This is a genomic window from Phenylobacterium aquaticum, from assembly GCF_947378715.1.
Taxonomy (GTDB): Bacteria; Pseudomonadota; Alphaproteobacteria; order Caulobacterales; family Caulobacteraceae; genus Phenylobacterium; species Phenylobacterium aquaticum_A.
Window position 1 is genome coordinate 1 of sequence record NZ_CANCLE010000108.1, and the last position, 13,891, is coordinate 13,891.

Below are 13,891 nucleotides of genomic sequence, written 5' to 3' on the forward strand. Positions count from 1 at the left end.
AGATCGCGCCGGAAGAGGAAGGCGTCGACATCTCCAACTGCCGGATCCTGCTGGCCGAGGACCACCCGACCAACCAGAAGGTCGTCCAGATCATCCTGCAGTCGGTAGGCATCGATCCGGTGATCGTCGAGAACGGCGCCCTGGCGATCGAACGGCTGCGGCTGGAGCGCTTCGACGTGGTGCTGATGGACATGCAGATGCCCGAGCTCGACGGACTGAGCGCCACGGCCCTGCTGCGCGAGCATGAGCGCGACCACGGCCTGGAGCGCACCCCGGTGATCATGCTGACCGCCAATGCGCTGGACGAGCATGTCCGGGCCAGCCATGACGCCGGCGCCGACCTGCACCTGTCCAAGCCGATCCGCGCCAGCGCCCTGATCCAGACCATCGTCGACCTGGTCGGCCGTCGGGTCCGCGACGAAGAGCGGGCGCGCGGCGTCGCCTGACCCGACGTTCAGGGCTGGGAGAGGCTCTGGATATAGGCGGTGAGATTGCGGATCTGCTCGGTCCCCAGCTGTTGGGGTGGCATCTCATAGTGGCCGATCTTGGAGATCTGGCCCAACCGGTCCTCCAGACTGATCTCGTTATACCGGCCAGCTATGACCACGAAGCGCGGCGCGCCGGCGTTGCGGCTGTCGTCGCCAGGCCCGATGCCATGGCAACGGGCGCAGGTCTGGGCGGCATAGGCCCGGCCCTGCTCTGAGGCCGTGTCAGGGGCCATCGCGACCGCAGGCGGCGCAGCCTGGGCGCATCCGGAGACCGCGAGGCTGGCCAGGACCAGAGCGAGCGACTTAAGGCGCATGGCGACCTCCCACATTCAAACCTCAGGATCGCACGAAGCGGGCCCGGCGAACTTGACCAGGGTCAATGGCGCGGTGTCAGGATATCGCCCAACAGGTCCGGCGTCCCCTCGATCCGCTCCAGGCGCGGATAGCGCAGGCCCTCGGCCCAGGGGATTCGCACCGTGCGATAGCGCTCGCCAGCCTTGATGATCAGCTCGACCGGGGGCCCGGCGCCCCGCGCCGCCTCGATGGCGTTCTTCAGTCGGTCCGCGTCAAAGCTCATTCCATTGACGGCGATGATCTTCTGGCTGGCGGTGAGGCCCGCCTTGAAAGCCGGGCCATCCCACTGAACAGCGATCAGCTCGCCATCCTTGTTCAGCACCACGCCCAGGGAATAGGTCAGATCGGTCGTCTTGCGGCGAAGCTCCGCGCTCTTGAAATAGGAGGTGGGCGTGTTGGTGTAGATCAGGCGATAGCCGCCACGCTTCAGGCCATCCAGCGGCGCGCCCGGGCCGTGGCTGGCCAGCCGCGTCGAGAGAAAGCCCGCCCAGTCATAGGGTTGGACGGCGTTCAGGGTCTTCACCACCGCGTCGAACTGATAGGTCAGCTGGCTCCAGTCGCCGTCATTGACCCCGAAGAAGGCCCTGGCGAAGTCGTCGAGCGACTTCTTCCCCTTGGACTGCTCCCGGATCAGGGTGTCGGCGTCGAGCCAGATCAGCTGGCCTTCCGAATAATAGTCCTCGCTGCGCTGCCAGCTGGTCCAGGGCAGGGGCCGGCGGTTGGCGACCACGGGATCGTTGGTGGTGTCGCTCATCTGGCGCCAGGTGCGCCCGACCCGGTTGTCATAGGTCGCCGCTGTCGAGGCGATGGCGTCGAGCGCTTCCTGCCTGGTCAGCAGGCCAGAACGCGCGGCCAGAACAAAGCCCCAGTACTGGGTCTGGCCCTCATAGACCCACAGCAGGCTGTCGCCCATCGGGGTGTTGAAGTTCGGCGTCCACAGGTCTGCGGGGCGGCGGTACTTGCCGTTCCAGGAGTGGGTGTATTCGTGGGCCAGCAGATCACGGGTGGCCGCCAGCTTGTCCCAGTCGAGGAAGTAGCGGGGCAGGGTCCCGTCCTCGCTGGACCTCTGGTGCTCCAGGCCTATGCCGCCCATCCGGTCCGACAGGGAAAACAGGAAGTCATAGTGGTCGTAATGGCGCGCGCCATAGAGCCGGTCCGCCTGGGCGACCATGGCCCTGTGGGCCTCCAGCTGCTTGGGCGTAATATCCAGAAGGTCCGGATCGTCAGCCATGACATTCAGCGTCACCCGTGAACGGCCGCCGGGATCCAGGTCGATCTTCTTCATCCAGCGTCCGGCGTACATCGGGGAATCCACCAGGGTGTCGAAGCCCACCGGCTTGAAGCTGACCACGCCATCGGCGGTCTGGGCCGGCTCAAGCGCCGTGCCATAGCTCCAGCCCTCCGGCAGGCGGATGCTGGCGGCGACCTGGATCTGGCGTGTGAAATATCCCGCCGGATAGAGCGCCATGTTGTTCCACTGGACGTCCATCATCTCGGGCGTGATGACGATCCGGCCCTGATCGGGGGCGGTGGGGGACAGATACTGGAACTCCGCGACGAGCTCGGTCGCACCGGCCGGGACCTCGACATGGAAGGCGCCGACCTCGACGGGATCGCGAATCCATTCCACCCGCTGGCCCCCGGCGGTGATGATCAGGCCGGCCAAATTGTAGAGTTCGCCCGCCTGCCAGTGCTTGCCGGGCAGCCAGCGCGGGAACAACAGGGTCATGGGCCCGGCGCCGGCGACAGGAATCGTCTCGCGGACATTGAAGATGCGACGGTCCAGATCCGTGGCGTCGACGGCGAGCTTAAGCACCCCCGGATAGGCGATATCCCTAGGCGCAGGAAGGGCTGGCGAGGGGGGAAGGGGCTGTGGCCCGACCGACTGGGCGAGGGCCGCGGGGGCGATCAGGAAAAGGGCGAAGACGAAGACTGCGCGTTTCAATGGCGATTCCCGCTGGATTGCGGCGCGCTGGCGCCGCAGAAGCATCCTGGGATATCCCGAGGTCTCGACATATGTCGATGCCGCCACACAAATCTGTCGTCTTCCGCCTTGGTCTTGTTGGCGGTTTCAGTTTCCGCGTAGGTTGCCCCAAGAGGCTGTGGAGCGATTCATATCGCGTCGCGTTCTACGGGCTTGGGGCAGGAGAGAACATATGAGTGGGCTTGCCGCCGCCGGCCCGGAGGATTCAGTGCGTCTCCTGGCTCTGGGTGAGCTTCTGGGACGTCCTGCTATCGCCTTCGACGAGTTCCCGGTGCGCAAATTGATTCGGAACCGCCGTATCCTGGTGACAGGTGCGGGCGGTTCGATTGGTGCTGAGTTGGTGCGTCAGATCGCGGCCCTGGGCCCGGCCCACGTGACCCTGGTCGAGAACTCCGAGTTCAACCTCTACGCCATCGACCAGTATCTGCGGGAACATCGGCCGGAGCTGTCGCGCTCGGCGGTGTTCTGCGACATCCGCGACCGCGATGTGCTGTTCGACTGGTTCGCCCGCGAGCAGCCGGACGTGGTGTTCCACGCGGCGGCGCTGAAGCACGTGCCGATGGCCGAGGCTCATCCGCTGGAATCGGTCCGCACCAATCTGTTGGGCGCCTGCAATGTCGCCGACGCCTGCGCGCTCCACGCCGTCGGCGTGATGGTGTTCGTATCGACCGACAAGGCGGTCAATCCGCTCAGTGTCATGGGCGCCGCCAAGCGCGCCGCCGAGGCCTATTGCCAGGCCATGGACGTCGAGGCCGGACCGACCCGGTTCGTCTCCGTCCGGTTCGGCAACGTGCTGGGCTCCTCCGGCTCCGTGGCGCCGCTGTTCCAGCGCCAGATCGCCGAGGGCGGCCCGATCACCCTGACCCACCCCGATGTCAGCCGCTACTTCATGACCTTGGGCGAGGCCGTCTCGCTGCTGCTCCAGGCCGCGACCCTGCGCGACATGCCCTCCGAGGTGCGTGGCGGGGTCTATGTGATGGATATCGGCGACCCGATCCGCATCGCCGACCTGGCCCGCCTGATGATCCGGATGGCCGGTCGCCGGCCGGAGCAGGACATCGAAGTGCGCATCGTCGGGCTGCGGCCAGGCGAGAAGCTCGACGAGGAACTGGTGCACCCGGATGAGAAGCGCATCCTGCGCACCGCTTCAGGCCTCAGCCTGGTGGGGCCGCGCACTCAGCCGCTCGCCAATCTGCGGGCGCAGTTCAGCGAGATCGAGCGCATCGTCCACACCCTGGACCGCGCCGAGACCCTGCGGCTGCTGAAGACCCTGGTGCCGGAATACGACCCCATCGGATCGGTTGAGCCCGCCTTGGCGGTGGGCCACTGAGTTGAATTGAGGCAGTTGTTGAAGTTGTATGCGCGCGCCCTCGGGCGCGCGGCAACAACGACTAACTTATTGATTTGTAAAACTAATCCCCGCGATTGAGGATCGAGGCGGTCGCCACCAGCTCGCCCAGCAGGGACATGGTGGCCTGGCCGGAGCAGTCGAACGGATCGAGCTCGACGCGCTTGAAGTACTTCAGCAGCAGCGACGGGTTGAGCTTGGCGATGCTGACCTGGCCCATGGTCCAGCCACCGAACCGCCGCTCGGTGATCTCCTCATAGCTGAGGATGCGGACCTGCTGGTGGCGGTCATCGCGGACGATGGCGTTGAACAGCTCACAGACCTCGTCGCGCCCGCCTTCGATCACCTGGATGAACAGGTTGTCGGAGACGCAGAGCAGGCCGGTGATCCCCAGAGCGGGGTTGTTCTTGCGCGACTGCTCCAGGATCTTGTCGAGGGCCGCGCCCTGGATCGAGGGGGTGGGGCGGCTGGCGTAGAGGCAACGAACGAGCATCTGGCCCTCAGCTCCTGTGCTTCAGCAGCGAGAGGAACTCGCTGCGCAGATTGTGGTCCTTCAGGAAGGACCCGCGCATGACACTGTTGATCATCATGGTCTCGCTGTCCTTCACCCCGCGCCAGTGCATGCAGAAGTGATCGGCCTCCATGACCACGGCCAGACCGTCGGGACGGACCTTCTCCATCAGGAGCTCGGCCATCTGGGTGATGGCCTCCTCCTGGATCTGGGGGCGGGACATGACCCATTCGGCCAGGCGGGAATATTTCGACAGGCCGATCAGGTTGGAATGTTCATTGGGCATCAGCCCGACCCACAGGCGGCCCATGATCGGGCAGAAGTGGTGGCTACAGGCGCTGCGCACCGTGATCGGGCCGACGATCATCAGCTCGTTCAGCGAGGCGGCGTTGGGGAACTCCGTCACCGGCGGCGCCTCGGCATAGCGGCCGCGGAACACCTCGGTGACATACATCTTGGCGACCCGGCGCGCGGTGTCGTGGGTGTTGTGGTCGCTCTCGGTGTCGATCACCAGGCTCTCGAGCACGCCCTTGAACTTGCCCTCGACCTCGGTCAGCAGGGCTTCAAGCTCCCCGGGCTCCAGGAAGGCGGAGATGTTGTCGTTGGCGTGGAACCGCTTCTTCGACTTCTTGATACGCGCCCGGATCCTGGCGGAGACGGGTTCCTGCTCGGGCGGTGGCTTCAAGGCGCAGCTCTTCTCATCTGGGGACCGCTCCACACTTAGAACAAGCGCGGGTCAGCCGTGACACTTATTCGGATGAGCGGCCGCCACGGATGCGTCTGAGGGCGGAAATTCAGATCCAGGCCGCATCGCCCAGAACTTCGAGCGCGCGGCGGGCGGACAGGGTCAGGGGGCTCGGGAGATCGTTGCGCCCGAACCAGCCGATCGCCTCCAGCGCCTGGGGCTCGCGATTGACGGGCTCGCCCTCGATGAGGCTGGCGCGATAGGTCGGCGCGACCCAATGGGTTCCCGCCTCCAGGTCGATCTGGTCGACGATGCAGATCAGCGCACCGACCGCGATGACCACCCCGACCTCTTCAAGGATCTCCCGGGCCACGGTCTCGACCAGGCGCTCGCCGAAATCCACCTTGCCGCCCGGCAGGCCCCAGCACCCCGCCTCAGGCGCCCTCAGCCGCTTGACCAACAGCAACTGGCCGGGCCGGCGGGTGATGAAGGCGCCGACACCCACGCGGGGCGGAGAAGGCGATGGATTGCTCATATTTTGGACCCGACCTGAGGCCGGCCAGCCATACGAGGCCGCAAGACACCTGCGCAATAGGCAGGCGTGGGACCGTCGCGCCCGAAGGTGCGACGGTCCGGAAGACCTCTTATTTCGGCGGCGCGTTGGCGGCCTTGGCCGCAGCGGCGGCGTCATTGGCGGCCTGGGCGGAATCGGCGGCCGAATTGGCGGCGGCGGCGCTGTTCATGGCCGCGCTGTTGGCGTTGGCGGCGTTCTCAGCGGCGGAGGCCGCGGGCGCGGCGGCGGCGGCGCCGGCGGAGCCCGCCGCGTTCATGGCGGCGGCGTTGGCGGCATTGGCCGCCGTGTTGGCGGAGGCCGCGGCGGCGGTGGCCGCATCCGCATTAGCCTGCGTGGTGTCAGCCGGCTTGCTGCAGGCGGCGATGGACAGGGCCGCGAGCGCGGCGGTGGCCAGGAGAATGGTGCGAGAAGTCCGCATGATGTTTCCGTCCCTTGTCATTGGCCTCGCCGCAGAAGCGCAGCACGAGGTCTGGCGCTTGCTGTCTGCGTGGCCACGACAACCAACCCTCGGCGGGACTGAACGTTCCGGCCGCCGCTTCGCGGGCCTCAGCGCACCCGGTACTCCTGGCTGATCGACTGCAGGCCATAGCGCTCGACCACCCAGTCGACGACACCCTCATCCAGGTCCAGGGCGTGGACCCGGGCGGCGCGGCTGGCCGCCTGACCGCTGCGCATCGCCTGCAACAGGCTGAGACCGTAATAGGCGGCCGCGTTGTCGGGGAACTTGGCGAACACGGCGCGGAACTGCGCCTCGGACACTGCGGGCCTACCGATTTTCAGATTGAGAAAGCCCCGGTCGAGCAGCACCTCGGGGTTGGCGGGATTGAGCTTGGCCGCCCGGTCGCAATCGGCCGGGGTCTCGGCACGCCAACGGGCCCGCGATCCCGCCGCGCAGAGCCAGGCCCAGGCGGCCGGGTCCTGCGGATGGGCCTCGGCGACCTTGCCATAGTCGTCCGGCGGCAATTGGGATTCCAGCTGAGCCGCCTGATAGCCGGTGACGATCACCGGCTTGCCCTTGGCGGCCGGAGCCGGGCCGCAGACCAGGGTCATGTCCACTTCGTCGGTGTCGGGCGCGCGGCCCAGGGTTCCGGCATAGAGCACCTTGGTGGCGGTCAGCCGGCCATAGGCGTCGAAGGAGCCCAGATTGCCGTCGAAGATGCGGCCACGGGCGCAGTCGAGGATCTTGGTCTGGCTGGTCATGGCGATCCCGCCCTCCAGGCCATCCGCCGCCTTGCCGAGGGTCAGGATCTGAATCTCGATCCCCTGCGGGGTCGCCTTGCGGTCCAGGCCAAGATAGCGGGCCTCGGTCAGGCGATCGCGGATCAGCTGCAGCTTGCCAGTCGGCAAGGCGGGCGGGGTGCTGACCGTGGGAACCGGGGCCGGGGTGGTCTTGCCGTGGTTGAGCCACAGAAAGCCTCCGGCCGCGCCGGCGACAAGGATGATCGCGGCGATGGCCATCAGAGGTGATCCATCGCGCTTGGACTTGGCCATTCGAGTTCCCCATCGCGGCGGCCCGACCCCCCGCTCTCTACCGCCTGAATAGTGGAGCTTGTCGGGCGGCGCCACTCCAGAGTGTGGGGGCTGTCGTCACCGCCGCGATCCGGATATCTCAACCGCCATGAACAGGTCGGTCGGGCGTCTCATCCCCAGTGATCCGGCGACCGCGCGGCCGGCCGCCCCGGCAGGCCTGATGGCCGACGCGGTGCGCGGGCTATGCCTGGCCTTCCTGAAGCTCAGCGGCTGGAAGATCCAGGGGGACTGGCCGGACTGTCCCAAGGCCGTGCTGGTGGCCGCGCCGCACACCTCCAACTGGGATGGGGTCTATATGCTGGCGGCGGCCGGCTTCTATCGGATCAGGCTGCGGTGGATGGGCAAGAAGAGCCTGACGACCGGCCCGTTCGGCGGGGTCGTCAAATGGCTGGGCTGTGTGCCGATCGATCGCTCGGCCAGTCATGACGTCGCCCGGGCGATGAGCCGGGCCTTCGCGGCCGAGGACCGGATGATCCTGGCCATACCGCCGGAGGGCACGCGCGGCCTGGTCCGGGAGTGGAAGAGCGGCTTCTATCACATCGCCCGGCTGGCCCAGGTTCCGATCATCATCAGCGTGCTGGACTATGGGAGCCGGACATTGCGCATCCATGCCGTCTTCCAGCCCGGCGGCGACTATGAGGCCGACCTGAAGCTGATCCAGGCCTGCTATGTCGGCGTCCAGGGCCGCCACCGGGACCGGTTCCAGACCGGCGACTGACTCTAGGGGGGAGCAACCTAGGACGAGGTCCAGGTCGGATTCCCCGGGCCTACCTGCTCGACCTCAGCAAGGATGGTTCTGAGCGTGGTGTCCATGTCCTTCAGGACCAGCTGAGCCCGCAACCTCAATGTCCGAACTCCGCGGGACAACAACCAAGCATCGCGTCGCTCATCTCGCTCCGGCCGATCATCGAATCCGTGATCGACGCCATCGACCTCGACGCAGAGTTTCGCGCTTTCGCAGTAGAAATCGAGAATGTATGGACCGATCGGATGCTGCTTGCGGAACTGCAGCCCGCCAAGTTGACGCCCCTTCAGCTCACGCCACAGCAGCGCCTCAGGCAAGCTCAACCGCCGTCGCAGCGACTTGGCCAAAGCCCGAGTCCGAGGCGGCGCCTCCATCGCGACCTCCACCGCACGGTTCACTCGCTTAGATTGAGCCCATAGGATCACGCCCACAAGCCATCGCCACTCCAAAAGGTTGCTCCCCTCTTGGGGAGCTGTCGCCCGAATGGGCGACTGAGGGGGACTTTGATGGTCTTTCTGAGCGGTTCGCAGGTCAGCTGAGGGAGTCAAAGTCCCCCTCAGGCCCTTCGGGCCAGCTCCCCCAGGAGGGGAGCAACCGCGCTGCGATCATACCGCCCATCGGGAGAGCAATGAGAACGTGTCGGCTCCGGGAGCCATTTTCACCGGAAGGCCGAACCCATCCTCAAGCGTGCAGGCGCACCTGCATGTCGGTGAAGCCGTTGACGAAATTGGAGGCGACGCGGGCGGGCTCGCCGACCACCTCCACATGGCTGAAGCGAGCCAGGATTTCTTCCCACAGGATCTTCAGCTGCAGCTCGGCGACGCGGTTGCCCATGCAGCGGTGGATGCCGAAGCCGAAGGCCAGGTGGTGGCGGGCGTGATCGCGGTCGATGATGAACTCATCCGGCCGGTCGATCACCGTCTCGTCGCGATTGCCCGAGGCGTACCACATCACCACCCGGTCGCCCTTGCGGATCAGCTTGCCGCCGAACTCGATATCCTGGGTCGCGGTGCGCCGCATATGCGAGAGCGGCGTCTGCCAGCGAATGATCTCCGAGACCATGGAGGTGACCAGGGACGGATCGGCCTTCAGCTTGGCGTACTCCTCCGGGAACTGGTTGAGCGCCAGGACCCCGCCGGTGATGGAGTTGCGGGTGGTGTCATTGCCGCCGACGATCAGCAGCATCAGGTTGCCCAGGAATTCCATGGGATCATTGATCATGTCCTTGGTCTCCTCGCCGTGGGCCAGCAGGGAGATGAAGTCGAACTTCGGCGGGGCGGCCGCGCGCTCGACCCACAGCTTGGAGAAATAGGCCAGGCATTCGCCCAGCACCCGCTCGCGCTCGGCCATGTCGGCGGCCACGCCGACCGTCTCGGAGGTGGTGGTGACATCCGACCAATAGGGCAGGAGGCGGCGATCCTCCCACGGGAAGTCGAACAGGGTGGCCAGCATCTGGGTGGTCAGCTCGATCGAGACCCGGTCGACCCAGTTGAAGGTCTCGCCCACCGGCAAGTCGTCGAGAATGGCGCCCACCCTTTGGCGGATCAGCACCTCCAACTCCTGCAATCGGTGCGGCGCGACGGCCGGGGAGGCGGTCTTGCGCTGCACGTCATGGCGCGGCGGGTCCATGGCGATGAACATCGGCGGGGCGAAATTCTCGGGATTGTCGCCGATGACGATGTCGCGGTTCGAGGAGAACACCGCGTGATTGGTGTCGACCGCCATGATGTCGTTGAAGCGGGTGATCGACCAATAGGGGCCGAAGGGGCTGTCGGCCGTGTAGTGGACCGGGTCTTCCTGGCGCAGTCGGCGGAAATAGGCGTGGCAGGCGCCGGTGGCGAACAGCTCGGCGCGGCTGGGGTCGAGACCCTCCAGCGGCAGAGACCAGGGATCCAGAATCGACGTTTCCGCCTGCGATGCGACCAGGTCCACGACAACCTCCCATGACGACTTGTTATTTTGGCCCGAGCCTAGGCCCACGAGGGCCGTCATGGGAAGGGGAAGGCTGGGGAAGGAGAAGGCTGGGGAAGGGGCGGTGCGGGCGAAGCGCCGATCCAGCCTACTGCATGAAGGCCTCGACGTGGATCTTGCCATCGGCCGAGCTTCCCACCGCCCAGATTTGGCGGGCGTTGACCCAGGCGTAGTCGGGCGAGGCGGTGATCAGCTGGACATTCTCGAACAGGTCGGTGACCGCCCCGTCGGCGCGGGGCGTGGTCACGCCATCGGCGGTCAGGGCGATGCGATGGCCGTCATCAGTCTCCAGAACCGCGCGGATGTTGAGCTCGCCCCGACCGTCGGCGCGCATGTGGTAGTAGTCGGTCCCATGCAGCCGCCCAGCGATCCGGCCCGTGGCCCGCCCCTCGAAGGTGAAGTCGAACCGCGCGCCCTGGGGCGGGATCGGCTGGCGGCCGGTCATGATCGCCTCCATGCTGACCCCGAAGTCGGTCAGGCCAGTGATTTCGATGGTGTATTCGTAGATCTTCTCGCCGCGCATGCCGCCGCTCCCGGGTGGATCGATCCGGACTGTCTGGGACAGGGTACGCCGGGGAAGCCAACGAGGAAACGCATCGACGCCATGGCGGCCATGGATCACGCCGGGCCGGCCCAATATTCTCGGCCACTCCGGATTGTGTCGGTCATGAGCCCCGCCTAGTGTGCTGGATCTGAAGTTCGCCTGCTCGTGGGATCGTCGTCGGAGCGAACTTCAGATCCAAAAAGCACACTAGAATCAAAGACTCTCTAGTGTCCTTATCGATTCCAAAATTCGTTCGAGCTCGCCTTAAGCGCCGGCGAATTTTGGAATCGGGACACTAGGTTGCAGCCGGCGCCCTGTTTGCGTCTGCGTCACGGGACAGGCGATGTCAGGGATAGATCTCAGCGACCAGCAGATCATGGACGCGCTGCACTATGACGGCGCATTGATCGTCGCCGGCTATTTCACCGTCAGCATCCCGAGCGGCCAGGCGACCTGGCCCGGCTATGGACCGGGCGGCGAACCCACATCCCCGAACCTGTTCACGCCGCTGACCAGTGGTCAGGCCAGCAACTTCCTGCTGGCGGTCTCGGAGTGGGACAAGATCATCGCGCCGAACTTCCAGATCACCGACGACAGCACCAATCCAGGTGCGATCCGGATCGGATTTTCAAGCACCAGCGCCTTGGACTCCAATACACAACTCGGCGGAGGGGCGGCGGCGGCCTATACATACTCCAACGACCACCTGCTCTACACAAATTCTGCCAAGACCTACGACATCTGGTTGAACGACGACAGCATATCGCACTCGTACAATCCGTCGACGACCGATTTCACGACCTTGTTGCACGAGCTCGGACACGATCTGGGGCTGGACCACCCCTTCGCCAGCAGCGACGGCAACGGCAGCGCCAATCCGCTGCCCACCCAGTACGACAGCAAGTTCTATACGGTGATGTCCTACACCTATCCGTCCAACAGCGTGCTCACGACCTGGTCCATGGGCGCGGACGGCAAGCCAACCCCCGCCACCGCCTATGTCGGGCCGACCACGCCGATGGTGCTGGACATCTATGTCGCCCAGAAACTCTATGGCGCTGACCCGACCACGGCGGCCGGCGACACGACCTATAGCTTCGACGCCTCCAAGCCGACCCTGAAGACGATCTATGACGCCGGCGGCATCGATACGATCGACCTGACCGGCCACACGCGGGCCTCCAATATCGATCTCACGCCCGGGCACTATTCGAGCATCGACATCTATACGCTCGACCAGCAGATCGCCGACACCACGGCCCTGATGCCGAACTATCTTTGGACCGACGCCCAGTTCCCCCAGGCCTTCACCTGGGAAAACAATCTCGGCATCGCCTATTCAACGACCATTGAGAACGTCAAGGCGGGGTCGAACAACGACGTCGTGCTGGGCAATGACGCGGCCAACAACATCAGCGGCGGCGCCGGCGCCGACACCATCAGCGGCGGCAATGGCAGCGACTATCTGCGCGGCGACGACGGCAATGACTCGATTTCCGGCGGCGCGGCTTTCGACGACATCAACGGCAACAAGGGCAATGACACCGCCAGCGGCGGCGAGGGCGATGACTGGGTGGTCGGCGGCCAGGACAATGACAGCCTGTCCGGCGACGCCGGGGCCGACATCGTCTACGGCAATCTCGGCAATGACACCCTGTCGGGCGGCGACGGCAATGACTGGGTGCGCGGCGGCCAGGGCGATGACAGCGTCTCCGGCGGCAATGGCGACGACTGGATCTGGGGCGACAAGGGCAGCGACACCCTGTCGGGCGGGGCCGGGGCCGACATCTTCCACAGCTTCGTGGGGGCGGGCGCCGACCGGGTGATCGACTTCAACCGCGCCGAGGGCGACCGGGTGATCCTCGACGGCGCACCCAGCTACACGGTGAGCCAGGTGGGCGCCGACACCGTGGTCGACATGGGCAATGGCGACCAGCTGATCCTGGTGGGCGTGCAGCTGTCGAGCCTGTCGGCGGGGTGGATCGCGGGCGGGTAGGGGCGGCGCGAGCCAAGCTGGCAAGTTACGGCGACGGATGAAGAGGCGGTCATCACAGCGACCAATTTGGTTAGCGGCGGAGAGTGGAATGCCAGAAGCCGACCAAGCTCACGGCGTGCCCTATGCACCGGGATCGACGCAGGTCGATGAATGGTCGCAGGCGATTTATGACAGGCTCGTCGATTGGCCCCCCGCCAGCGGCGCCAAGTGGGAGCGTTGGGAGCCGGGCTATCTCGTCCTCACGATCACAGGCGAGAGCAGCGACCCGTTCGACCCTATCGTTCTGTACACCTGCGAGGACGAGCTCGCCGCCACCTTTGGCTATTGGGAGACGGAACTGCCCTCGGAAGTTCCAGCCGGAATCGACGACGCTGACGCGGCGGTCAAAGAGGCAAAGGAGCTTGTCGCGGATTGGCTCGCGGGACGGACGCTGACCGCTGTCTACTTCGACGCCAGTGACGAATGGTGCGGCTCGTTGACGGTCGATCCAGCGGAGGTCTTCGACCGCCTTCGATATGGCGCCGGGTGGATCAAGGATTTTCATCCTGCACGGATCGAACTCCGTGCCGCTCGGAGAAAAGACTGGCGACACTTCGTCATCAGGGACGGTGAAATTCACGCGGCGCAAGCGGCGCCTGCCTGAGGAGGAGAGGCAATGTCGGTGTTTGAAGAGAACGCGGAAGTGCTGCGGAACATGGCGCGCGGGGGCAGCGAACTTGGTTCGCCGCGTTCAATCGACTTCTCGCATGTGTTCCCCGACAGCGCGTCAGCCAAGGCGTTCGCTCAAGAAGCTGACCGAGAAGGCTTCGCCACGTCGGTAGAGGAAGCGGAGGGCGAAGATGCTCCGTGGGACGTGACAGCCTCCGTGATGATGGCTCCGACCTGCGAAAACATCACCAACACCGAGGAACGTCTTGACGGTATGGCGCAGGCCCATGGCGGCCGATCAGACGGCTGGGGATTCTTCCGCACCTAGTCTTGAATTCGGGCGCGTGTCCCCAAAAGCGCATCACGCGAAGCAGGATGGCGGACGGGGTGGGATTCGAACCCACGGTAGGCTCTCACCTACGGCGGTTTTCAAGACCGCTGCCTTAAACCACTCGGCCACCCGTCCGGGACGCGCGCCTATAGCAGCAGTCCGGGCGAGGGGGCGAGGGGCTT

16 protein-coding genes and 1 tRNA gene are annotated in these 13,891 nt (G+C 65.6%); 6 read left to right on the forward strand and 11 right to left on the reverse strand.

Annotation, left to right across the window (positions count from 1 at the left end; translation table 11 throughout):
• Positions 1 to 446: response regulator (locus tag Q7P21_RS13975; protein WP_304177554.1), on the forward strand; the 446-nt coding region annotated here is incomplete at its 5' end.
• A gap of 8 nt (positions 447 to 454) precedes the next feature.
• On the opposite strand, the gene Q7P21_RS13980 is transcribed toward Q7P21_RS13975, so the two are convergent.
• Positions 455 to 802, reverse strand: coding sequence for a c-type cytochrome (locus Q7P21_RS13980; protein WP_304166971.1), 348 nt, complete (start codon positions 800 to 802; stop codon positions 455 to 457).
• Positions 803 to 864: 62 nt separating this feature from the next.
• On the reverse strand, positions 865 to 2,832 hold the full coding sequence (locus Q7P21_RS13985) for a M61 family metallopeptidase (protein ID WP_304177556.1): 1,968 nt from the start codon (positions 2,830 to 2,832) through the stop codon (positions 865 to 867).
• A 166-nt stretch (positions 2,833 to 2,998) separates the two neighbouring features.
• Between Q7P21_RS13985 and Q7P21_RS13990 the strand changes: the two genes are divergently transcribed.
• Positions 2,999 to 4,156 carry an SDR family NAD(P)-dependent oxidoreductase gene (locus Q7P21_RS13990; RefSeq protein WP_304166976.1) on the forward strand — a complete coding sequence of 386 codons (1,158 nt, stop codon included), beginning with the start codon at positions 2,999 to 3,001 and terminating at the stop codon, positions 4,154 to 4,156.
• Between the two features lie 82 nt (positions 4,157 to 4,238).
• Here the strand turns inward: Q7P21_RS13990 and Q7P21_RS13995 are convergent, their stop codons facing one another.
• From Q7P21_RS13995 to Q7P21_RS14015, 5 genes are all read right to left on the reverse strand, one after another.
• Positions 4,239 to 4,667 carry a BLUF domain-containing protein gene (locus tag Q7P21_RS13995; protein ID WP_304166979.1) on the reverse strand — a complete coding sequence of 143 codons (429 nt, stop codon included), beginning with the start codon at positions 4,665 to 4,667 and terminating at the stop codon, positions 4,239 to 4,241.
• A gap of 7 nt (positions 4,668 to 4,674) precedes the next feature.
• On the reverse strand, positions 4,675 to 5,370 hold the full coding sequence (gene folE / locus Q7P21_RS14000; RefSeq protein ID WP_304166982.1) for a GTP cyclohydrolase I: 696 nt from the start codon (positions 5,368 to 5,370) through the stop codon (positions 4,675 to 4,677).
• A gap of 109 nt (positions 5,371 to 5,479) precedes the next feature.
• Positions 5,480 to 5,905 carry an NUDIX domain-containing protein gene (locus Q7P21_RS14005; RefSeq protein ID WP_304166985.1) on the reverse strand — a complete coding sequence of 142 codons (426 nt, stop codon included), beginning with the start codon at positions 5,903 to 5,905 and terminating at the stop codon, positions 5,480 to 5,482.
• Between the two features lie 109 nt (positions 5,906 to 6,014).
• Positions 6,015 to 6,362: a hypothetical protein gene (locus tag Q7P21_RS14010; protein ID WP_304166988.1), complete on the reverse strand. Its 348-nt coding sequence runs from the start codon at positions 6,360 to 6,362 to the stop codon at positions 6,015 to 6,017.
• A gap of 128 nt (positions 6,363 to 6,490) precedes the next feature.
• Complete coding sequence (locus tag Q7P21_RS14015; RefSeq protein WP_304177557.1) at positions 6,491 to 7,435, reverse strand: hypothetical protein; 945 nt, start codon at positions 7,433 to 7,435, stop codon at positions 6,491 to 6,493.
• 127 nt (positions 7,436 to 7,562) lie between these two features.
• Here Q7P21_RS14015 and Q7P21_RS14020 point away from each other — a divergent pair, with 127 nt between their 5' ends.
• Positions 7,563 to 8,192: a 1-acyl-sn-glycerol-3-phosphate acyltransferase gene (locus tag Q7P21_RS14020; protein WP_304166992.1), complete on the forward strand. Its 630-nt coding sequence runs from the start codon at positions 7,563 to 7,565 to the stop codon at positions 8,190 to 8,192.
• A gap of 17 nt (positions 8,193 to 8,209) precedes the next feature.
• On the opposite strand, the gene Q7P21_RS14025 is transcribed toward Q7P21_RS14020, so the two are convergent.
• The 3 genes from Q7P21_RS14025 to Q7P21_RS14035 all read right to left on the reverse strand — a co-directional run bounded on the left by Q7P21_RS14025 (position 8,210) and on the right by Q7P21_RS14035 (position 10,713).
• Positions 8,210 to 8,566, reverse strand: coding sequence for an endonuclease domain-containing protein (locus Q7P21_RS14025; protein WP_304177559.1), 357 nt, complete (start codon positions 8,564 to 8,566; stop codon positions 8,210 to 8,212).
• 334 nt (positions 8,567 to 8,900) lie between these two features.
• A complete protein-coding gene (locus tag Q7P21_RS14030; protein WP_304177561.1) occupies positions 8,901 to 10,151 on the reverse strand; it encodes a cytochrome P450 in 1,251 nt (416 codons plus the stop codon).
• Between the two features lie 127 nt (positions 10,152 to 10,278).
• Positions 10,279 to 10,713 (reverse strand): DUF3237 family protein, encoded by a 435-nt coding sequence (locus tag Q7P21_RS14035; RefSeq protein WP_304167000.1) that lies wholly within the window; start codon positions 10,711 to 10,713, stop codon positions 10,279 to 10,281.
• A 364-nt stretch (positions 10,714 to 11,077) separates the two neighbouring features.
• Between Q7P21_RS14035 and Q7P21_RS14040 the strand changes: the two genes are divergently transcribed.
• From Q7P21_RS14040 to Q7P21_RS14050, 3 genes are all read left to right on the forward strand, one after another.
• On the forward strand, positions 11,078 to 12,730 hold the full coding sequence (locus Q7P21_RS14040; protein ID WP_304167003.1) for a M12 family metallo-peptidase: 1,653 nt from the start codon (positions 11,078 to 11,080) through the stop codon (positions 12,728 to 12,730).
• Positions 12,731 to 12,818: 88 nt separating this feature from the next.
• Positions 12,819 to 13,373: a hypothetical protein gene (locus tag Q7P21_RS14045; protein WP_304167006.1), complete on the forward strand. Its 555-nt coding sequence runs from the start codon at positions 12,819 to 12,821 to the stop codon at positions 13,371 to 13,373.
• A gap of 12 nt (positions 13,374 to 13,385) precedes the next feature.
• Positions 13,386 to 13,706 (forward strand): ribonuclease E inhibitor RraB, encoded by a 321-nt coding sequence (locus Q7P21_RS14050; RefSeq protein ID WP_304167008.1) that lies wholly within the window; start codon positions 13,386 to 13,388, stop codon positions 13,704 to 13,706.
• Between the two features lie 48 nt (positions 13,707 to 13,754).
• Here Q7P21_RS14050 and Q7P21_RS14055 read toward each other — a convergent pair.
• Positions 13,755 to 13,844, reverse strand: a tRNA-Ser gene (locus tag Q7P21_RS14055).
• Positions 13,845 to 13,891: the final 47 nt, after the last annotated feature.